We start from the raw sequence: 20678 nt of genomic DNA on the forward strand, positions 1-20678 counted from the left end.
AATTATATAGAGAGAGATGAAATTTATAAAGTATTTAATAGTGGGGACACTATTCGGAATTGTAATGGCTAAATCTGAAGCCATCTCATGGTATAGAATCCAAGAAATGTTCAGGTTCCAAGCCTTTCACATGTTTGGTATTATTGGAGTTGCTGTAGTGACTTCAATCATAGGCGTTGCCCTGATCAAAAAGTTTAAGTTACGTGACATGGCAGGAAACCCTATTCTGTTTTACCCTAAAAATAAATCAATTGCACGTTATTTAATTGGCGGAACAATTTTCGGACTTGGCTGGGCACTTAGTGGTGCTTGCCCTGGACCAATGGTGGTAAATATAGGATATGGATTTATGTCATTTGGAGTAGTCTTCGTATTTGCACTACTTGGAACATATTTGTACGGAGCATTTAGAGACAAACTTCCTCATTAATTACTTAAAAGTGAACAATACGATGAATATGAAAAGTTTTAAGCCTCAAAATTTAATCCTTGGATTAAGTCTGTTGTTCACTTTTACCTTTTTGGGTTATGGACAACAGAATCAAAGAGACACTTCGAAATCCCTTGTTGGTTTCATTAAAAAAGGAAAATTAAGTTTTCATTCGCGAACCTACCTGATGTCGACACTCAATGAAGGAAAAGGGAATGACTTTTTTACTTTAGCCAATGGAAATATTTTTTCATACGAAACACCGATTTTTCACGGATTTCAAATTAAAACAGGCGGATTCCTTTCTTTTCGATTAGCAGAATATAACCTCATCGATTCTGAGACAGGTCAATGGACCAAAAATCGATATGAAAAAGCACTTTACGACACTAAGCACCCACAAAGCAAATACAATTTAGGAGGGCTCGATGAAGTTTACCTTTCCTACCTGCATCAAGGAATTAGTTTCAAACTCGGTCGGCAAGCCTATAAAACACCACTCCTAAATAAAAACTTCAACCGTTTACGTCCCAATTTATTTCATGGTTTATCTGCAAAATATCAATTGCAAAAAGTAAGTATATCTGCCGCTTGGTTTGCCTCCGAAGCTGTCCGTGGAACAATGGAGACATACGCTATGTCCAACTCTTTTGGAGTGTATGGGCAAGGACGTCATCCTAGTGGACTGAACAATGATTATCATGGATACATCAACACACATGGAACGGGAATTTTAGGATTTCAATACGAAGAAAAGAATTGGAAAACCCAAGCTTGGAACTTCTGGAGTGAGAATGTCTTTAACCTCAGTTTTCTTCAATCAGATTACACGCTAAAACTCAACTCTACAAAACTATTATTCGGAATTCAAGGTTTATATCAAACTGCTTTAAACAATGGTGGAAACAATGACCCAACTCATGCTTATATGCTGAAAAATGAATCAACCTTCGCTATTGGTGGTCAGTTTGCCTTGGAATTTATCCAACAACATAAAATCAGTTTTAACTATTTAGGTATTTCTGATCAAGGACGGTATTTATTCCCTCGAGAATGGGGACGTGAACAGTTTTACGCCAGTCAAACCACTGAATTATTTGAAGGATACGGAGGTCTCAATGCTTATGTTTTGAGGTATGAATACTTTTCTAAAAACAAACAACATACTTCAATAATTAGTGGAGGAGTAATCGATCAGCCGAGTATAGATAATTTGCGTTTAAATAAATACGGACTAGACAATTATTATCATTTTCTGATTGAACACAAATATCATTTTGAAAAATACATGAAAGGATTAAGCTTACGTTTTATTGCAACTTATAAAAAAGAGATTGGACAAGGAGTTATGACAGCCCAACAGAAACTCAATAAAGTGGATATGATCAACCTTAATCTTGTCATTGATTACAAGTTTTAATTAAATACGTCCAAAGAAGATCAGTTTATAAACAGTACCTGGATAATCCGTCAGTTGGATTATTTCTCCATTGATTTGTTCTACTAAACTATTGATTAGCATCACACCAAGACTTTCACTTTTTTCATTTAGAATATCTTGTAGACCCTGACATCCTTTGTCTCCAATAATCAATTCAAAGTGACCTTCTTCAACAACTTCTAAGTGAACAAATATTTTTACTTCATTGTTTTCATCTGCTCCATGTTTAATTGCGTTAGTTACAATTTCATTAATGATAAGCCCCAGGGGAATAGCTACATCAAGTGTAACAAAAACAGATTCGACATTAAGGGACAAGTCAATAGATTTATGACTAGAACTAATGGATTTTGATAAATCCCCTATTAATTTATCGAGGTATTTTCCAAATTCAATTTTATCTAATTCTTTGGATTGATAAAACATTTCATGAATAGCCGCCATTGACTTAATTCTATTGCGACTGTCTTCATACAACTTATTGAGTTCTTTTTGATGTCTATTTGCACCAGCTTGTAAAGAAAGTAAACTTGAAATAATCTGCAAATTGTTTTTCACACGATGATGAATTTCTTTTAATAGTAATTCTTTTTCGCTTAAGTCACTCAATAAATCTTCTTGCACCTTTTTAGATGCTGTTATATCTCGTGCTGTACAATAAGCCAGTTGAGAGCTTTTGTCTAATCGAGAATTCCAACTTAAATAAACGATTTCCCCTGACTTAGTTACATACCTATTTTCAAAAGTCATAATACCATAAGGATCTAAATCATTGGCATCAAAAGTAGACTTCTCTACATCATCTGGATGTATAAAATCTAAAAAAGAGCTCGATAATATTTCCTTTTCAGTATATCCAAGAAGTTTAGACCATGCAGGACTCACCTTTACAAAGTACCGATCGGTATGTACAATACAATGTAAATCACTTGATAAGTTAAAAAAATTGTCCAAACCTTTTTTCCCAATAATTCGATCAGTCAAATCAGTAACAATGCCTTCCGCACCAGTAATTTCCCCTTTTTTATTGAGTATAGGAATAGAGGTAAAAGACAAATACTTAGTATTTCCTTTAGGCGTTATAATGAATTGATTTAGTATTTGTTTGTCCTTTGAAGTTCTTAAAAGAACACCTCTTTCCCTAAATCTAGAAACAGAAATAGGATCCATACATGACATGAAGAAATCAGCTAACGTTCCATCAAACCCTCCTTCATACTCATAAATATCATAAACTTCTTCCGACCAATATAAATCCAACGATTCAAAATCATAAGACCAAATACCAATTTGAGATTCATCTTCAATGTTTCTATCCCTTATTTCTGACTCTAATAAACTAACAGTATATTGATCGATATCACTTCCATTTTCTTTATCGTAAACCCCAGTAATTGTCGAATCATATATATGAGCAGTTAACTCGCTTGCCTTACTTTTAAGGAAGGCCAATCGCTCTTTGGTATTTTTGATTTCTTGAAGTAATGATTCTAGGTCGCGTTTCATTAAGTAGTATCTTGATTTATGTCAACTAAATTAATACTAAAATTAGTAATAATCAATATTATACAGTGATATCATTCGACTATTTTATTTAGCCAAACAGTGTTTTATTTAACTTTATATTCCCTTTACTTCTTTATAGGTAGGACTCAGACAACAGCCCTCAGTTCAATAACTCACTAAAAAATCAATTACAATCGTCTTCCTAATCTATTAATAAAGGTCAAACGGTAAACTGTACCTTCAACATTTTCTAATTGAGTAATATCACCGTCAATTTGTTCAACTAAACTATTGATTAGTAAAACCCCTAAACTTTCAGTTTTTTGATGTAGGATATTTGCAAAACTATTGGCTCCTTTATCACCAATTATAATTTCAAACCGACCGTCTTCAAGCGTTTTCATTCGTATAAAAACATGCACATCACCGTCTTTACTTGCTCCATGCTTCATTGAATTCGTGATGATTTCATTAATTAATAAGCCTAATGGAATAGAAGTATCTAGGTTTACAAAAACATTATCGACATCAATTTTATAATCAAAAGTATTATCGGCCGAATCAAAAGATATGGCTAAATCTGCAGTTACTCTATTCAAGTATTTACTCAATTCAATTTTATCTAGCTCTTCTGATTGATAAAACATTTCATGGATAGCTGTCATTGATTGAATTCTATGTTTCATGTCCGAATACAGCTTTGTAAGTCGCTCCTCCTCACTATTCATTCCAGACTGCAATGACAACAAGCTAGAGATAATCTGAAGGTTATTTTTAATTCTATGGTGAATTTCTCTGAGCATTAAATCCTTCACATTCAAATCATCAATCAATGCTTCTTTATCTAATTTTGACTTTGTAATATCTGTAGCATTACAATAAGCCAATTGGGTTTCTTCATCCAATTGAGAATTCCAACTCAAGTAAACGATTTCTCCGGACTTTTTAAGATAGCGGTTTTCAAATTGAACAGCAGATCCTTCTTTGGCTATTTTCTCAATGACTTCAATAGTACTTTCAATATCATCAGGGTGAATAAATTCGAGAAAAGAAGAAGACAGCAATTCTTTTTCTGAATACCCTAGCAATTTTGTCCACGCAGGACTAAGTTTAACAAAGTATCGGTCTAAGTGAATGATACTATGAAGGTCAAGTGATAAATTAAAAAAATTATCCAAACCATTCTTACCAATAATTTTATCCGATATATCTTTTACGAACCCTTTTGCTCCAATGATTTCCCCTTCATCATTCAAAATTGGTGTAGAAGAAAAAGACAGCAGTTTTTTATTCCCTGCAGCTGTAATAATGGTTTGATTCATTATAGAATCTTCCTTACTGTTCATTAGAAAGTTAATATGCTCTGGCAATCGAGCAATACTCCTATCATCAACACAAGTAAAGTAATATTCTTGAACAGTTCCTTTGAAATCTTCTGGAAACTCGAAAATTTTATAGGTTTCCTCCGACCAAACTAGACTCTCTGTTTCAAAATAATAAGCCCATCTTCCAACTTTAAAAAATGTTTCCGCCCTTTGAATTTGATCATCACCTTTTATGAATTTAGACTTATAGTTTTCTAAATTTTCATTTCTTAACACGTTAGAAAAACTGTCCTCAAATGGTGTGTTGTTCGGATCGAGCTCAAGCGCTCTTTTTTTTAACTTCAGCAGTTTAGCTCTAGTTTCTTGAATTTCTAAATTTAACTTCTCTCGTTCGTCTATCATTGAACACTGATTCCCAAAACAATACAATTTTTGTTTTTTATAAATTTACAAAAAAAATAAAAAAACATTACGCTGTTGTTTCTGTTTTTTTCACACTAAATACCAAACTAGAGATATTAGTCTCGTGTAAAAACTCTTTTGCTATGCTTTGAATTTCCTCAGGAGTTATCCCTTCAATTACCTCGTAAATCTCGGCAAGTGTATCAATTTCATTAAACACCAACAGACTTTTTCCAAAATTTAGCATTACACCTGAATTACTGTCCATCCCTAAAGCAAAGTGACCTTTCATCTGCTGTTTGGCCTTTTTCAATTGATTTTCAGTTAGTGGTTCATCAATAAATCGCTGAATCTCCTTTTTAATCAGTCGAATGGTCTTTTTTTGATATTTTGGATCTGTCCCTGCATACACATTCCAATAGCCGACCTCTTCAAACGGGGTGTAGCTCGCATCAATATTATAAGTATATCCATATTTTTCACGGATTGATAAGCCCAAACGAGAGTTCAAAGCTGGACCGCCTAAAATATTAATCAATAAAGTAAATACCCGACGATTCGGATGATTATACCCTGGCGCCCTACCTCCTATCATAATATGAGATTGATAATTGGCTTCTGCCCTTACCACATCAAATGGTTGAAGGGGAGCTGGGGGAATCGGTGCAATCAATTCTTGTTGATTTGAAAAATGACCAAAATCTTTATTGAGTTTCTTTAATACAGCTTCTGCTTTTAGGTTCCCTACAAAGGAAATCACCATGTTTTCAGGATAGAAGAATCTTTTTACATACCTTTCTAAATCTTCTCTGCTAAAAGATTGCACTGAAGCTACTGTACCTAAGATATTATTTCCTAAAGGATTGTTCGGGAACAAATAAGATTCAAAATCATCAAAAATCCTGTCGGAAGGACTATCTAAATAGGAGTTGATTTCATCCAAAACGACTTCCTTTTCTTTTTCGATTTCTTTTTCTGGAAAAGTCGAATTAAAAAGGATATCAGCCAATAAATCAGAGGCTCTTTTCAAATGTTCAATGGTAAAAGAACTGTACACACAAATTTCCTCTTTTGTGGTATAAGCATTCAGTTCTCCACCAACAGAATCAAGACGTGACAAGACATGAAAAGCCCTTCTCTTTTTTGTTCCTTTAAAAATACAGTGTTCTAAAAAATGAGCTAATCCTTCCTCTCCTTCATTTTCGAATCTTGAACCTGCGCGTATGATCACCCCAAGATGGGCAACAATGGATGGGTCGTGCAAATAAACCACACGCATTCCGTTATCTAAATGATATATTGTTGGCTCTACATTCATGAAAAAAACATTAAGGATTACGACGAGAAACCTTCCAAGAATCCTTTTTTACATCTTCTCGTTCAAAACAAATTCGGTCATGTAAACGACTCGGACGTCCTTGCCAAAACTCTAAATACGTTGGACGTATTAGGTATCCTCCCCAAAAAGGAGGTCTAGGCACTTCTTGTTTTTCAAAGCGCTTTTCAATTTTCTTTAACTCTTGTTCAAGTTCTGCACGGTCTGCAATGACATCACTTTGTTTGGATGCCCAGGCTCCCAGCTGACTTCCTCTTGGTCGAGATGCAAAATAATCATCGGCCATGAAATCTGGTGCTTTTTCCACCTTTCCTTGCACACGAATCTGACGCGATAAGCATTCCCAATAAAAAATGGCAGAAATTTGTGGATTTTCAGCAATGTCTTTTCCTTTTTTACTCTCGTAATTGGTATAAAAAACCAAACCTTCCTCTAAAAGCTCTTTCATGTATACAACCCTTGAGGAAGGCATAAGGTTTTTCCCAACAGTGCTAACGGTCATCGCATTTGGAGAAATGCACTGCTGTTCAAAAGCTTCTTGATACCACCTTTTAAACAGCTCCATGGGTGAGATGTTTTTTAAACGATCATCCAAAGTTCCCTTATCGAAATCTGTATGGTCATTGCGTAAAATATCAAGAAACTCTTTCATTTCATTTAGTTTGTTTCGTCTTTAAAAGATACATTGTCTTCATCTTCATTCGATTCAACTTCTTCTTCTAAATCTTCTGATTCGGCTAGTGCTTCGTCTTCTTCATATTCCTCCTCAGCAGAAGTATTTACAAGTTCTTCCCCTTCTTCAAGAGGTCTTCTACCAAGTTCAACATCCAAATCTGGATTGTAAGGCAATACCTCTACAATCGGAGTAATCATGATCGAAGGTACTTCAAAAGTAACCGTCATGTCACTTAAACTTTCCTGAATACGATCGTATGCTTCTTTTACGTTACTTGCTGTAACCAAGAAGTTATTTGATATTTTCTTTTCTTTTCCTTCATCTCCATCAATAGAAACATAGGTCAATTTACATTTGTACCAAACGTCCGAATCATCATAATAAAAAATATCAGCGTATTCTGTTTTAGAGATTCCAGTGATCAAAAACTCACCTTGTACACTTTGTCCTACTTCTTCATAAATTCGAGCTTCTGCATCTGTAAAAGAAACAGAATCTACTAAATAAGGCTCAGTAACACGCTTAAGCCTTCCGTCTTCCAACTGCTTTGTGTATTTAACCTTTACTGTAAACCAATTATTCATAATTCTATTTTAATGAGTTATTGTCTATTTTTAAGACAGACAAAGTTAGCAGAAATTAGAGTGTTTATCGAATAAAGTCTTTGGTATTTTTAAGAAAGCTGAACCTAATTATTAAGGTCCTTTTTTCAAGACGCTAATCAGACTTGTTTATGGAGAACTTTAGAGGGTTATTGCTATTTTCTAGACCAAGAAAAAGCATAAAAAATGATTTGATTAAAAAGGATAACCGATGGCAATATGGAATTGCGGTTGGAAAGGGTTGGGCAACATATTGTTTTCTTTATAGTAATAATCTCCAGTATCTGGATTAATTCCCCATTCGTCTTTTGCTTCTTGTATAAACGGACTTCGATCTTGGAAAATCCATTTGGCATTATCGGGCAGAGCTGGGTTTCTTAAAGGAATACCCAAATCCAAACGCACAATTAAAAAAGAGAAGTCTAATCGTAACCCAATTCCACTAGAAAGGCTTAATTGCTTGTAAAAATCTTTAGTGATTTGACCTCCTGGACGATTCGGGTCTTCATTATAAGCCCAAACATTTCCAGCATCCGCGAAAAAGGCACCTTCAAAAAGACTGGTGATTCTAAAACGGTATTCAAAAGAAGCGCCCAACCTCATGTCCCCCATTTGGGTAACTGTTCGATTAGAATCTAAGTAATATTTATACACACCTGGTCCTAATGATCTTGCTCTAAACCCTCTGTTATCGTTTGAACCACCACCAAAAAAACTATAATCGAAAGGTAAACTAGGCCCATTGTTCTTCAATGGAACTCCTGCTCCAATTTGCAAACGATAATGCAAAGACTGCTTCTTTAATTGGTGGTTTAAAATAAACTGATTGTCTAATCGAATAAATTGAGAATACCTTTGTCCAAGAAACTCTTTATACCCATCAGCGTTTGGTGTTTTCTTGTCTGTAATTAACCCAATAATCATTCCCGCCATGTCAAAATTAAATCCATAGCTAAAGGTGATCAACCCATCTTTCAGGTCTGGATTTGTAAAAGTGTAGGTGACCGCTGCATCTTTGTATACTGCTTGATTACTGTAGGCATTAATTAGAAACAAATCGTTTTGTTCTTCTAATCGTTGTGCAAACTCTTCTGTTTTACCTATTCGTACAAATTGAATTCCACCGATTACAGGAATACCTACAGTAAATACTTGAGTACGGAAGATGTCATAAAACTTCCACAAGTAATTTAATTGAATAATCTGCCGTTTGAAGTCAGGTCGTTGCTGAAAATTATAGGCTGCCGAAAAAGTGGTGATTGGGTTTTGATTTTTAGACAGACGGTCGGTTGAGATCGGGAATAATCCAGGAACATCTAATTGAATAGAAGGACCAAACTCCAAGGTATTAAAACTACGTGTTCCATCTTGAAGTACTGTAGATTCATCATTGGTGGCAAATATTTCAGGCTGAGATTCAAAACCACCACTAAAACTAATTTTCAACTTTTGTCCTTTTCTAAAAAGGTTACGATTCGTATAATTCAAAGAAGTAGAAACCCCCAAGTAACTGTTGGCATGGGTTCCTTTAGGTTCAAAACTAAAAGTCCTTTGCTCTAATGGGGTAAGGTAATAATGAACATCAATACTGTTGTCTTCATTTTCTATAATTTCGGGTTTCACCGTTTTAAAAATGCTGAGGTTCATCAATCGATTATAGGACTGCGGTAGAAAGTCTCCTTTGTAATAGTTTGTTTCTTCTAAGTAATTCTGAAATTCAACCAACTCTGCTTTAGTGGTTAATTCTCCATTGTAGAGGAAAGTTGCTGTACGAAATTGAGCATTTCGTCCGTCATACCAATCATAACGCAGGGTATCAAAGGTTGGGATTTGCTCATACGGTCCCAAAACGATTCCACGTTGATCCAATTGTTCTCGCTTAAAGTTTCCTTGATAAGTAATGGTATCTAGCAAATGGAAGGTTACATTTCTCACTTTAGTTGAAGCAAAAGGTTTAACGATTTCTTTTCCATCTTTTTCAATCACTCGTTTAGATACATCAACAGCAATTTGGATGTTTTTCCCTGGTGACAAAGTATCTACTTCATAGCTCACATAACTTTCTTTGAATCCATACAGTGCGTTATTTTTCATGAAGTCGGACATAGATTTCCTCATTTTCGCCAAGGCATCAGAATCAAAACGAAACGGAGGTTTCAAGACATTTTCTCCATTTTTTAAATACTTTTCATAGCTTGCTCTAACAGAACTATTACTCGTTCTCAGGTACATAGAATCAACAAAATAAAGTTCACCTGGAGCAATAGTGTAATCCACTTTGACCGTTTTTTTCTTGTCTTTGAATTTTGTTTTAGTTTCTACCGTAGCATTGAAGTACCCTTTTCTTTGCATAAAAAGTTTAATCTGGTCTTTTGAGGTTTCCATCAATGAGGAATCGTAAATCACAGGTGCTTCACCATAGTCATATTTAATACGTTCTCGCAAGGTATGCCTTGGATCCAAGGTGTCTTTCAGTTCAATTCTTTTAGGTCTGTAAGTGGTCTTCCCTTTCTTTAAAGCTTTTTCAATACGTCTTTCATTAATTTTCTTTTGGCGGGCCAAACGTTTATTATTCTTTTTCTTAAAACGATTTAATCGATCAATTCTGTCTTGTTCTGTTTTTGTTGAATCAATAGCGTTAAAGGCCCTTAACTTCAATCTAAATCCTAAAGTCCTATGGTTTGGACGCTGACGTATTACATTTTCAACGGCACTCTTATCCACCCTTGTGTCTTTGGGTAAATGCACAGTATTGTCTACCAAAAGGTGACGACCATCTGGTACATGACGTTTGATATTACACGCTGCAATGAAACAGGTGAATAATAAAAAAATGATATAGCGGTATATTTGCTTCACAACTAACAAAAATACGAATCAAGAGAATATAAATTGTCTTTATGTAACATCTTTTAGGAATTTTGGATCGGTAGGCAGAAAGCTGCCAGCAATAGGTTATATGCAGCAAACTTGATTGAGGTGTAAAAGACTATATCCGCTGCTCTTCCTTGCAATAGTCTAAGTGGAGCTACGCGGAATCGAACCGCGGACCTCTTGCATGCCATGCAAGCGCTCTGCCAACTGAGCTCCAGCCCCAATAAAGCACTAAGTTACATATATTTTTCAATTCTACGCCACAAGTTTAAATGTTGCAATTGTTTTGATCAGATTTCAAACTTTCTCGCTGCTTTTTCTAATCACTATTGAAGTCGAAATATTTAAAGTAATTGTGCTTTAAATAAATAAGCTGCTTGGCGAATTAAAATCGCAAAATCCACAAACATTTTCTATTTTTACAAGCCAAGACAAATCACATGATTTCAAAAGAACAAATCAAATATATCCGTTCCCTTCACAGAAAGAAATTTCGCGATCTCCACCAGCAATTCATTATTGAAGGCCCGAAAATGATTACCGAAGCTATTCAATACGCTCCTGATTGTTTACAGAAGATTTACGGAACAGAATCCGTTCAAGAACAGCTCCCTGAGCATGTTGAATTTGAAGAGATTGATACAAAAGCCTTGGGACAAATTTCAACCTTAAAGCACCCGCAAAAACAAGTAGCTGTATGTACTTACCTCCCGCAGCACACTACTCGTCCTGATTTTTATATTGCACTAGACACCATTCAAGACCCTGGAAATTTGGGGACAATTTTACGACTTGCTTCGTGGTTTGGTGTGGAGCACATCATTGCTTCAAAGGAGACCGTGGACTGCTACAATCCAAAAGTTGTTCAAGCATCTATGGGGGCTATTTTCAATGTGAATATTGAATATGTTGATCTCAAGGAAGAATTTGAAAACACCAACCTTCCCTTATTTGGTTCATTACTTGAAGGAGAGAACATTTACACAAAAAACATTCAAAAGAAAGGCATCTTGGTCATGGGTAATGAGGGCAATGGAATCAGTAGTGACTTATTGCCCCTCATAACAGACCCAATTACCATCCCAAAGTTTGGAAAAGGAGAATCGCTAAATGTAGCTATGGCGACTTCTGTTTTTCTTTCGGAATTTTCTAGACCAAGGTAGTTTATAATGGTTTTCTACCCAGAAAACGTACCACATCTCCTTTACCAACATGAAAAGTTCCTTCATTGAATATTGCTTCAATTTGATAAAGTTCAACAATTTCAATTCCCGGATATTCTGCCCTAATTTGTTTCATTGAAGCAAGTAAATCCAGTTTTTTAGGTCCTCCTACTTTTGGATTTTTCGTATTGTATTCAAGGTGTTTTGTACTGAATAACTCTGTGATAATGACTCCACCTGGCTTCAATAGTTCTATAAATTTCTTTCTGTACTGTGCACGAACTTCGGTGTCAAAATGAGTAAATATCAATGCTATTGCATCAAAAGAATTCGCTTCGTATTCTAAATCTTCTAACCCACCCACTTGATAATTAATATTCAGATTGTACTTTTCTGCAAGTTGATCTGCTTTTTTCTTGCCTTCACTACTGATGTCAAAAGCTTCTACGTCCCAACCTTGTTTTGCGGCACAAATTCCATTACGTCCTTCTCCATCTCCTGGAAGTAAAATTCGTCCGGGTTCTAATTTGGACAGTTGTTCTTTAAAATATTCATTCGGTTCTTCACCGTATGCAAATTCAATCGATGAATACCTTTCATTCCAAAAATTCTTCATTGCTTTCTCTCTTTAATTCACCTCCAAAGATACTGGCTAAAGAACGAATAAAATGTAACATAAGTTATGTACAACTTAAATTGAAGTTTTAATAGATCACGTAAGAAGGAAGTTTAAGCTTTCTCGATTGACTTTACAATGGCTTGAACACAATTTACACCATCTACCGCAGCGGAAGCAATACCTCCTGCATACCCTGCTCCCTCTCCACATGGATATAGTCCTGCAATTTCAACATGCTGCAAGGTTTCAGGATCTCTTGGAATAGAAACAGGTGAAGAAGTTCTGGATTCTGGCGCCATTAAAACAGCATCATTGGTCAAGTAACCTTCCATTTTCTTCCCGAAATCTTTAAACGCTTTACGCAAGGCATTCGCAATAAATGGTGGTAAAACTTTATTCAAATCGACACTCACCATACCTGGTTGATGACTACTTTTTGGAAGGTCCTTTGAAACTCTTCGGTTCACAAAATCCAACATTCGCTGAGCTGGAACAGCTTGAGTCTTTCCTCCTGCTATCCAACATGCTTTTTCAACAGATGCTTGAAACTCTAAACCTACAAAAGGATTATCTGGACTATAGTTCGGTAAAAGTTTTGGGTCCACTTCTACGACTATTCCTGAGTTTGAATAAGGGTTATTTCTTTTTGAGGGAGACCAACCATTGGTTACTACTTCTCCTGGAGAAGTTGCGCAAGGGGCTACAATTCCTCCTGGACACATACAAAACGAGTAAACTCCAGTATCTTTGACCTGCGTCACCAAGCTATAAGTTGCAGGCGGCAAAAACTCATCATTCACACGACCGTGGTATTGGATTTTATCAATCAACTCTTGAGGATGCTCTATGCGCACCCCCAAGGCAAAACCTTTGGCCTCCATCTTGACATTTTTCGATTTTAGCAAATCAAATATATCACGGGCAGAATGTCCTGTGGCAAGCACAACATGTTCAACATCAACTTTGTTTTCATGATCTAGTTCTAGCCCAACAATCTTTTTATTTTCGATAAAGAAATCAGTAACCTTTGTATTGAAATGAACTTCACCACCAGAAGCAATGATTTGCTCTCGCATTGCTGTGATAATTTTCGGCAACTTATTGGTTCCAATGTGCGGATGGGCATCCACCAAAATATCATACGGAGATCCGAATTGCACAAAAAGTTCAAGGACTTTCAACACATTCCCCCTCTTTTTCGAACGGGTATATAGTTTACCGTCAGAATAAGTTCCTGCCCCTCCTTCACCATAGCAATAGTTAGATTCAGGATTAACAATATGTTCTTTGTTGATTGCAGCCAAATCTCTTCTGCGTTCACGTACATCTTTACCCCGTTCATAGACCACTGGCTTGTAACCTAACTCAATGGCTTCAAGCGCAGCATATAATCCAGCTGGACCCGCTCCAATAATATGAATCGACGGTTTATCAGCTACATTTCCATACGCAATAAAAGGGACGGACAACTCTGGTTTTTCAAGAGACAATACAACTTGAAGGTTATATTTTACAGGTTTTTTTCGGGCATCAATTGAACGTTTCCTAATATAGAAGTAAGGAAAATCCTCTTTGTTTCCTCTATTTTTCTTGTTTGCCGTTTTCAGGATGAATTCCTCATCGTGCAATTGTTCAGGCAAAACCTGAATCTGAACCATATTTTCCATTATCCTTCAAAAGTTAAGGAAATCCACCACACACGATTATACAGTGCATTCACTGGGTTTGAAAGTCGCGTGTTATCTTGGATTAATGCATTCTTTATTCCGTGTGAAAGCTTTATTTCAATTCCGAATTTAAAGAAAGGTAAAAAGAAATCTGCTCCTGCCCCAATTTGGGCTTGGAAATCGTCTCTATAAATTTTAATAAAAGGGTCGCCATACTTTTGTGCAGACTTCTCTTTAGACTGTAAGTCGAGTGTATATTGCGCTCCACCGATGATATATGCAGCAAAGTTATTGTAACGTGCAGTTCTAAACTTCAACAACAAAGGGAAGTCGAGGTTTGTTGACCCCACACGTTCCTCATAGGTGTCAAAATCCTTGTCTTGATCTTCAGAAAGAAACGTGTAATTCAGCACACGTTCTTGAAAGGACAAGGAAGGAATAAAACGTAAACGCAGTAATGGGGTACCTAATTTTAGTGAACTAATGATTCCCAATTGAAAACCAGGTTGACTTTTATTGCTAATTGAATAAACATTGTAATCATTTAGCATATTGGGTTTATACTGTACTGAAAAGTCAGAAGTATTTACGCCCAACATGAATCCAAAATGCACAAGCTTACGGTCAAACTTTCTATAGTTCTGAGTTACTGGAGAACGTTGCGCATACCCAATGCTTGACATTAGGACCATAAAAACGAATATAGGAACAAGTTTTCTCACTCTGACTTATACAAACGCTAATTAAACACCTTTTATTTTACTCCAGTATAAATCGTTGCGATACCACCTGAAACCAATCGTGCAGAAGTGTTTTTATAACCTACTTTTTCGAGGATATCTAAAAAATCTTGTCCTTCAGGAAAAGCAGCTACAGATTCTGGTAAATATTCGTATGCTGAACTGTCTTTAGAAATAGATTTCCCAAGCATTGGAATAATGTACTTTGAATAAAATCCGAAAGATTGCTTAACGGGGAATTTCTTTGGTTTCGAGAATTCAAGAATAACGGCTTTTCCACCAGGAGCGATAACCCGTAACATTTCAGCAAGTCCTTTTTCGAGGTTCTCGTAGTTTCTCACTCCGAATCCCACAGTTAAGGCGTCAAATTCATTGTCTTCAAAAGGCAAATCTTCAGAATCTCCATATACCATGGAAATGATATTCTCCTTCCCTTTTTTCTTGATTTTTTCTCGTCCTTTTTCGAGCATTCCTTTGGAAATATCTACCCCCACAACCTTTTCCGGATTCAACTTCAAGGCTGCAATCGCAAAGTCTCCTGTACCAGTTGCCAAGTCGATGATTTTTTTCGGCTGATGCTCTTTCAACATCTTAATGGCTCTTTTTCGCCATAAATGGTCAATTCCTAAAGATAGAAAGTGATTTAAGAAGTCGTATCTTCCTGAAATATTATCAAACATCTCTGCGACTTCTTCTTTTTTGGATTTATCTCCTTTATTATACGGTTTAACAACTTTATCTTCTGTCATAACTAACCAATCATTGTATGCCCTTTCGGGTATTTATATCTTCTACTCATTACTTGCTTACCAAACAAATAAGCTACTGTTAATGTTCCAACACGACCAATAAACATTGCAATTATTAACACTATTTTACCCCCTTCAGACAATTCAGCTGTAATTCCTGTCGAAAGTCCCACAGTACTCATTGCCGATACATGTTCAAAAATAATGTCCAACAATTGAAATTGCCCAGCTTCAATTGCTTCAATTTCGGTCACTAAAAGTGCAAAAATACCAATTAAGTTTCCGACTATAAAAAATACGAAGATAGAATATGCTTTTAAAACCAATTCATTGTCAATTGTGCGCTTAAATAGCTCAACATGAGGCTTTCTTTTTATCGTAGAAATTACAGAACTCATCATGATTGCAAAGGTAGAAACACGAATCCCCCCTCCAGAAGAACCTGAACTTGCTCCTACAAACATTAAAAAGAGGAAGAAAACCAAAACTGGCAAACTCAGACCGGGAATGTCTACCGTACTAAATCCGGCATTCCTTGTGGTCATTGAATTAAATAAGGTCGTAATTAATGCACCAAAACCAGATTTATCATCAAGGCTTTTATCGTATTCAAATATATAGAAAATTATAGCCCCTAACACCAACAAGAACAAGGTGGTGTACAAAGTTATTTTAGTATCAAAACGCAAAGTTTTCCAAGGATACTTCATGCGGTTTCGCAAACTTCTTACCCCAAAAATATCGAACAAATAAACCATTCCAAAACCACCGAGGAAGAACATCCCTAAAGTGACCAAGTGCAAAAGGTAGTTATCGACCACTAGGGCATTCATCAATCCATTAGGTATAGTTGAGAGTCCTGCATTACAAAAGCTTGAAATAGAATGGAACAAAGAATGATACAAACGATCTGTAGTATCTTCAAACATTCCTTTGGGTTCAATTAAAAGGAAAATCAGAATAAACCCTACGACTTCTATAAACAAGGTCCATTTTACAATGCGATAGAACATTTTCTCAGTATCTAGGAATGAAGAATCATTAACGAAATCTTCAATAACATCATGTTGTTTTAAACCTATACCAAACTTAGCTATAAGTAAATATAAAGCCGCAAAAGCAATTGTATTTAACGCTCCAATTTGAATTAATACCAACACTACAATCTGACCTTTTGTGGTGAGGACACTGCTAATATCCAAAGTGGTCAAGCCCGTAACACTTGTTGAAGATGTCGCCACGAATAAACTGTCTATAAATGACAAAGTATATTCGGGTTGGGTCATTTCTGGTAACATCAAGAGTCCTGTACCTACAATGATAATTCCAAAAATAGAAATGGTAAACAAGAGGCCTGGATGAATTTTAACATACTGTCTAAAGTCACGCTTTTTAAACATTTCCATAAAGACATAGGCCACAAAGAAGAGTTGAATGGTCAGGTTAGAAAAATCTGAAAACCCCTCTATACCAATCGATTCAAAAAACTTTGAGGCAAGAATGACACCAAAAATATTGTATGTGACTCCTTCAATTATCAGCAGAAAAACAATGATGGTTTCCACCCAGTTTTTCCGCATGTATTGCAGTGGATTATAATCGTATACAATTTTTACGAAGTAACGAATAATGTAGAACAGGAAGCTAAACTCAATGAGGCGAATAAGGAAATCCTTAGATTCTGGAGTTTGTGGAAAGCCATAATAATAGATCAACACCCCAATCATGGAGAGTGCCACAACGATATGACTCCACCTGAAAAGTCCTAGAACAGCATTTTTAGAATTATACAGGCTAAGGTTAACCCTTTCTCTAAAATCGCCTAACCACATTTAATGTCAAGTTTTTTAGCTTCGTCAAACAATTCATTTGCTTTTATGGCAACCACCCCTCTGTATTCACACACTATTCCTCCGGCTAAATTGGCCATCGCAGCGAGTGCTTCAATACGAATACCCGCAGCCAAACACAGGGTGGCAACACTAATCACAGTATCTCCAGCGCCAGAGACATCAGAAATAGTTCTTTCGTGTGCCTCAATATGATAGCTTTCGTTTTCATTTTGAATGAACACACCATGCTCGCTAAGCGTTACAAAAACAATCTTCGGCTGAAGGGTATTATTTAAGGTCTTAACCGCTTGATCAAATTGAGAGCGGTCATTTGCAAAATCAATTTTTACTTGAACCCCTTCGCTTAATTCTTTAAGGTTGGGCTTGAAAAGAGTTACTCCTTTGTAGGCTAAAAAGTTTTTAAGTTTCGGGTCTACCGTTGTTAAAACATCATACTTTTTAGTTATTTCAATAACACGCTCAATGATTTTCTCAGTTAGCACTCCTTTGTTATAATCTTGAAAAATTAAAGCATCATAACCTTCTTTCAACAATGCTTCTACTTTTTCAATGAGCAGTTCTTCTTCCGCCTTTGAAATATCATTGGTTTGCTCTTGGTCAACACGCAACAACTGCTGATGATTTCCAATTACGCGAGTTTTAACCGTTGTTTGACGATCTTTTGAGCGAATCAACCCCGAAGTTGAAATGGATTTTTCATCAAAAAGGCGCACCATTGTTTGGGCATCTTGATCTTCACCAATTACACTTGCCATAGCTACCTGAGCACCTAAACTAATTAGATTCAAGGCTACATTCGCAGCGCCACCCAAACGCTCTTCTCTTTTCGAGAAGTTCACGATAGGCACCGGGGCTTCTGGGCTTACACGATCAACCTTACCCGATAGATAAGCGTCAATCATGACGTCTCCTAAAACAATAATTTTCTTTTTCTTAAACTCCTCAAAGAGCGTTTCAAGTGTCATTATTTTAATTTTTGTAAAGCCGTCTCAATACGGTTCATAGCTTTCGTTAACGTTGCTTCATCTGTAGCGTAAGAAATTCTAATGCAATTCGGATCTCCAAACGCGTCTCCTGTAACTACTGCAACTAATGCTTCTTCCAACAAATATAAGGATAAATCATTGGCATCTTTGATTACTTTTCCATCGTGGGACTTACCAAAGAAACTTGAAACATCGGGAAAAAAGTAGAACGCTCCTTCTGGTTCGTTCACCTCAACACCTTCCATCCCTCTTAAAGCATTCAAAACCAATGTTCGACGATTTTTAAAAGCACCTAACATTTCACTTAAGTAAGAAGGGTCTTTTTTCAATGCCGCGATCGAAGCACGTTGAGCAATCGAATTTGCACCACTCGTGAATTGACCTTGAACTTTGTTGCAAGCTGCCGCAATTGCTTTTGGAGCTCCAATGTAACCAATTCTCCATCCTGTCATAGCCCAAGCTTTAGACAATCCGTTGATGGTTACTGTTTGGTCATAAACTTCTTTGATGGTTCCAATACTCGTATGTCCTCCCACAAAATTAATGTGCTCATAAATTTCATCTGAAATAATGACAATGTCTTTACGGTCGGCAAATGCTTTAGCTATATCTTTCAGTTCTTCTTCTGAATAAACGGATCCTGTTGGGTTACATGGAGAAGAAAAAATAATGGCTTTCGTTTTATCTGTGATTTTTGCTTTTATCGCTGCGCCATTCACTTTGAAATCTGTGTCAATAGACGACTCAATAATGACAGGAATCCCTCCTGCAACTTTTACAATTTCAATATAAGAAACCCAGTATGGAGCAGGAATTAAAACCTCATCTCCAGGATTTACTAAACTCATCATTAAATTGGCAATAGATTGTTTAGCACCAGTCGAAACTACGATTTGGTCTTTTTCATAATCCAACCCATTGTCTCTTTTGAACTTGTCTACGATCGCTTGACGTAAATCATCATAACCTGGAACAGGAGTATAGGTCGTAAAATTCTGTTCCATTGCTTCAACTGCTGCTTCTTTGATGAAGTCAGGGGTATGAAAGTCTGGTTCTCCTAAACTTAAAGAGATAATGTCAAGTCCTTGACTTTTTAATTCACGGCTTTTTCGTGACATGGCCAAGGTTGCTGATTCCTCCATTGACAATACACGATCTGAAAACTTTAGCATCTGAGTTCTATTTTTATTTACCGACAAATTTAAAACTTTTTTAGGCTTTTCCTTTCCTTTCTTTAAAGATTGCTTAAATCTGTACACATTTAAGTTGTAACATTTGTTACGCTCAACTTTTTCAATGGATTTGGTCTTCAATCCTTCATAGACTTTCCGTATATTTGTTATTATGAAAACAAAGAAAACATTAGTTATAGGAGCGAGTGAAAAAACAGAACGATATGCCAACAAAGCGGTTCGAATGTTACAAGACCACGACGTTCCTGTACTGGCTTTTGGAAATAAAGCAGGTCAAATCAACGACACCAAAATATCTACAGAATTTCCTTCAGACCAAGACATACATTCTATCAGCCTTTATCTTTCGGCAAAGAATCAAAATGAATATTACGATTCTATTATTGAATTAAAACCAAAACGAGTAATCTTCAACCCAGGAACTGAGAATCCAGCATTTGAAGCTCGATTACAAGAAAACGGAATCAAGCCCGAAGTTGCTTGCACCTTGGTCTTACTTAGCACAGGAGTATATTAATATGGACATCAAAGCTTGGATTAAAAAGAGAAAATGGGATTTGTTATTCACCTTATTTATTGGGTTGATGTTTATCCCTAGTGTAAGAATGCCAGTCATGTCATTTGTACAAAGAATATTTGCTGGGTCACCCTCTGAGATTGCGGTTGAAGAACAAAAAACAATCAGTTCGTTGGATTGGGTTTTATTTGACTTAGAAGGAAATCAGGTTAACTTTTCAGCTTCGCATGGCAAAATCACAATCGTTAATCTATGGGCAACCTGGTGTCCTCCTTGTGTTGCAGAAATGCCCTCTTTTCAAAAGCTCTATGATCAATACGGTGACCAATTGGCATTTTATTTCGTTAGCAATGAGAAACCAGAGACTTTAGATCGCTTTTTAAAAGCTAAGAACTATAGTTTTCCTGTTTATTTACCGGCCAGTAACTACCCTAAGGAATTTGACTCAAATAGCTTGCCGACCACTTATGTTTTGAACCAAGAAGGAAAAATAATCATGGAAGAAGTTGGCGCTCACGATTGGTTTAGTCAGAGTTTTCAAGACAGAATAGACGAGATGCTTGAGCAATAATAAACAATTTACTCAATAAAAAAATCAC

The 20678-nt window shown here is 36.2% G+C and carries 18 protein-coding genes and 1 tRNA gene; 5 read left to right on the forward strand and 14 right to left on the reverse strand.

The annotated features are described in order from the left end of the window. Positions 1 to 16: 16 nt before the first annotated feature. Both ACN0U3_RS07410 and ACN0U3_RS07415 read left to right on the forward strand, forming a co-directional pair. On the forward strand, positions 17 to 430 hold the full coding sequence (locus ACN0U3_RS07410; protein WP_417265702.1) for a DUF6691 family protein: 414 nt from the start codon (positions 17 to 19) through the stop codon (positions 428 to 430). 28 nt (positions 431 to 458) lie between these two features. Continuing rightward, positions 459 to 1850, forward strand: a complete 1392-nt coding sequence (locus ACN0U3_RS07415; protein WP_417265703.1) for a hypothetical protein — start codon at positions 459 to 461, stop codon at positions 1848 to 1850. Here ACN0U3_RS07415 and ACN0U3_RS07420 read toward each other — a convergent pair whose 3' ends face one another. The 7 genes from ACN0U3_RS07420 to ACN0U3_RS07450 form a co-directional block, all read right to left on the reverse strand. Then, a complete protein-coding gene (locus ACN0U3_RS07420) occupies positions 1851 to 3377 on the reverse strand; it encodes a histidine kinase dimerization/phosphoacceptor domain -containing protein (RefSeq protein WP_417265704.1) in 1527 nt (508 codons plus the stop codon). It lies immediately after the preceding gene. Positions 3378 to 3565: 188 nt separating this feature from the next. Beyond that, positions 3566 to 5104 carry a sensor histidine kinase gene (locus ACN0U3_RS07425; protein WP_417265705.1) on the reverse strand — a complete coding sequence of 513 codons (1539 nt, stop codon included), beginning with the start codon at positions 5102 to 5104 and terminating at the stop codon, positions 3566 to 3568. Between the two features lie 67 nt (positions 5105 to 5171). Continuing rightward, positions 5172 to 6422 (reverse strand): M16 family metallopeptidase, encoded by a 1251-nt coding sequence (locus ACN0U3_RS07430; RefSeq protein ID WP_417265706.1) that lies wholly within the window; start codon positions 6420 to 6422, stop codon positions 5172 to 5174. A 10-nt stretch (positions 6423 to 6432) separates the two neighbouring features. Then, a complete protein-coding gene (pdxH, locus tag ACN0U3_RS07435) occupies positions 6433 to 7092 on the reverse strand; it encodes a pyridoxamine 5'-phosphate oxidase (protein ID WP_417265707.1) in 660 nt (219 codons plus the stop codon). Positions 7093 to 7097: 5 nt separating this feature from the next. Next, positions 7098 to 7700 (reverse strand): DUF4494 domain-containing protein, encoded by a 603-nt coding sequence (locus ACN0U3_RS07440; RefSeq protein ID WP_417265708.1) that lies wholly within the window; start codon positions 7698 to 7700, stop codon positions 7098 to 7100. Positions 7701 to 7913: 213 nt separating this feature from the next. Then, complete coding sequence (locus tag ACN0U3_RS07445) at positions 7914 to 10577, reverse strand: BamA/TamA family outer membrane protein (RefSeq protein ID WP_417265709.1); 2664 nt, start codon at positions 10575 to 10577, stop codon at positions 7914 to 7916. 164 nt (positions 10578 to 10741) lie between these two features. Next, a tRNA-Ala gene (locus ACN0U3_RS07450) sits at positions 10742 to 10814 on the reverse strand. A gap of 218 nt (positions 10815 to 11032) precedes the next feature. Between ACN0U3_RS07450 and ACN0U3_RS07455 the strand changes: the two genes are divergently transcribed. Further along, a complete protein-coding gene (locus ACN0U3_RS07455; RefSeq protein WP_417265710.1) occupies positions 11033 to 11755 on the forward strand; it encodes a TrmH family RNA methyltransferase in 723 nt (240 codons plus the stop codon). Between the two features lies 1 nt (position 11756). On the opposite strand, the gene ACN0U3_RS07460 is transcribed toward ACN0U3_RS07455, so the two are convergent. From ACN0U3_RS07460 to ACN0U3_RS07490, 7 genes are all read right to left on the reverse strand, one after another. Next, positions 11757 to 12371: a class I SAM-dependent methyltransferase gene (locus ACN0U3_RS07460; RefSeq protein WP_417265711.1), complete on the reverse strand. Its 615-nt coding sequence runs from the start codon at positions 12369 to 12371 to the stop codon at positions 11757 to 11759. A gap of 113 nt (positions 12372 to 12484) precedes the next feature. Further along, the gene (locus tag ACN0U3_RS07465) at positions 12485 to 14041 is read right to left on the reverse strand and encodes an NAD(P)/FAD-dependent oxidoreductase (protein ID WP_417265712.1); all 1557 of its coding nucleotides are present in this window, start codon (positions 14039 to 14041) and stop codon (positions 12485 to 12487) included. Next, positions 14041 to 14763, reverse strand: coding sequence for a porin family protein (locus ACN0U3_RS07470; protein WP_299205280.1), 723 nt, complete (start codon positions 14761 to 14763; stop codon positions 14041 to 14043). The genes ACN0U3_RS07465 and ACN0U3_RS07470 overlap by 1 nt, the downstream gene beginning before the upstream one ends. Positions 14764 to 14795: 32 nt before the next feature. Then, on the reverse strand, positions 14796 to 15530 hold the full coding sequence (gene ubiE / locus ACN0U3_RS07475) for a bifunctional demethylmenaquinone methyltransferase/2-methoxy-6-polyprenyl-1,4-benzoquinol methylase UbiE (RefSeq protein WP_299205277.1): 735 nt from the start codon (positions 15528 to 15530) through the stop codon (positions 14796 to 14798). 2 nt (positions 15531 to 15532) lie between these two features. Beyond that, the gene (locus ACN0U3_RS07480; protein ID WP_417265713.1) at positions 15533 to 17362 is read right to left on the reverse strand and encodes a TrkH family potassium uptake protein; all 1830 of its coding nucleotides are present in this window, start codon (positions 17360 to 17362) and stop codon (positions 15533 to 15535) included. Continuing rightward, positions 17353 to 18348 carry a bifunctional heptose 7-phosphate kinase/heptose 1-phosphate adenyltransferase gene (locus ACN0U3_RS07485; protein ID WP_417265714.1) on the reverse strand — a complete coding sequence of 332 codons (996 nt, stop codon included), beginning with the start codon at positions 18346 to 18348 and terminating at the stop codon, positions 17353 to 17355. Before ACN0U3_RS07485 ends, ACN0U3_RS07480 begins: the two co-directional genes overlap by 10 nt. Further along, positions 18348 to 19541, reverse strand: a complete 1194-nt coding sequence (locus tag ACN0U3_RS07490) for a pyridoxal phosphate-dependent aminotransferase (protein WP_417265715.1) — start codon at positions 19539 to 19541, stop codon at positions 18348 to 18350. The genes ACN0U3_RS07485 and ACN0U3_RS07490 overlap by 1 nt, the downstream gene beginning before the upstream one ends. A gap of 172 nt (positions 19542 to 19713) precedes the next feature. Here ACN0U3_RS07490 and ACN0U3_RS07495 point away from each other — a divergent pair, with 172 nt between their 5' ends. Further along, on the forward strand, positions 19714 to 20079 hold the full coding sequence (locus ACN0U3_RS07495) for a CoA-binding protein (protein ID WP_299205266.1): 366 nt from the start codon (positions 19714 to 19716) through the stop codon (positions 20077 to 20079). A 1-nt stretch (position 20080) separates the two neighbouring features. Continuing rightward, on the forward strand, positions 20081 to 20650 hold the full coding sequence (locus ACN0U3_RS07500; protein ID WP_417265716.1) for a TlpA family protein disulfide reductase: 570 nt from the start codon (positions 20081 to 20083) through the stop codon (positions 20648 to 20650). The last annotated feature ends 28 nt before the right edge of the window (positions 20651 to 20678 follow it).

Origin of the sequence: Brumimicrobium sp. (genome assembly GCF_048268645.1) — a bacterium.
In the GTDB taxonomy this organism is placed as follows: Bacteria; Bacteroidota; Bacteroidia; order Flavobacteriales_D; family Crocinitomicaceae; genus Brumimicrobium; species Brumimicrobium ulvae.

What these genes read in the sequence shown, in the direction of transcription:
- ACN0U3_RS07410 (WP_417265702.1), top strand. Translation starts at nt 17, where the DNA reads ATGAAATTTATAAAGTATTTAATAGTGGGGACACTATTCGGAATTGTA.
- ACN0U3_RS07415 (WP_417265703.1), top strand. Translation starts at nt 459, where the DNA reads ATGAAAAGTTTTAAGCCTCAAAATTTAATCCTTGGATTAAGTCTGTTG.
- ACN0U3_RS07420 (WP_417265704.1), bottom strand. Translation starts at nt 3,377, where the DNA reads ATGAAACGCGACCTAGAATCATTACTTCAAGAAATCAAAAATACCAAA.
- ACN0U3_RS07425 (WP_417265705.1), bottom strand. Translation starts at nt 5,104, where the DNA reads ATGATAGACGAACGAGAGAAGTTAAATTTAGAAATTCAAGAAACTAGA.
- ACN0U3_RS07430 (WP_417265706.1), bottom strand. Translation starts at nt 6,422, where the DNA reads ATGAATGTAGAGCCAACAATATATCATTTAGATAACGGAATGCGTGTG.
- pdxH (WP_417265707.1), bottom strand. Translation starts at nt 7,092, where the DNA reads ATGAAAGAGTTTCTTGATATTTTACGCAATGACCATACAGATTTCGAT.
- ACN0U3_RS07440 (WP_417265708.1), bottom strand. Translation starts at nt 7,700, where the DNA reads ATGAATAATTGGTTTACAGTAAAGGTTAAATACACAAAGCAGTTGGAA.
- ACN0U3_RS07455 (WP_417265710.1), top strand. Translation starts at nt 11,033, where the DNA reads ATGATTTCAAAAGAACAAATCAAATATATCCGTTCCCTTCACAGAAAG.
- ACN0U3_RS07460 (WP_417265711.1), bottom strand. Translation starts at nt 12,371, where the DNA reads ATGAAGAATTTTTGGAATGAAAGGTATTCATCGATTGAATTTGCATAC.
- ACN0U3_RS07465 (WP_417265712.1), bottom strand. Translation starts at nt 14,041, where the DNA reads ATGGAAAATATGGTTCAGATTCAGGTTTTGCCTGAACAATTGCACGAT.
- ubiE (WP_299205277.1), bottom strand. Translation starts at nt 15,530, where the DNA reads ATGACAGAAGATAAAGTTGTTAAACCGTATAATAAAGGAGATAAATCC.
- ACN0U3_RS07480 (WP_417265713.1), bottom strand. Translation starts at nt 17,362, where the DNA reads ATGTGGTTAGGCGATTTTAGAGAAAGGGTTAACCTTAGCCTGTATAAT.
- ACN0U3_RS07485 (WP_417265714.1), bottom strand. Translation starts at nt 18,348, where the DNA reads ATGACACTTGAAACGCTCTTTGAGGAGTTTAAGAAAAAGAAAATTATT.
- ACN0U3_RS07490 (WP_417265715.1), bottom strand. Translation starts at nt 19,541, where the DNA reads ATGCTAAAGTTTTCAGATCGTGTATTGTCAATGGAGGAATCAGCAACC.
- ACN0U3_RS07495 (WP_299205266.1), top strand. Translation starts at nt 19,714, where the DNA reads ATGAAAACAAAGAAAACATTAGTTATAGGAGCGAGTGAAAAAACAGAA.
- ACN0U3_RS07500 (WP_417265716.1), top strand. Translation starts at nt 20,081, where the DNA reads ATGGACATCAAAGCTTGGATTAAAAAGAGAAAATGGGATTTGTTATTC.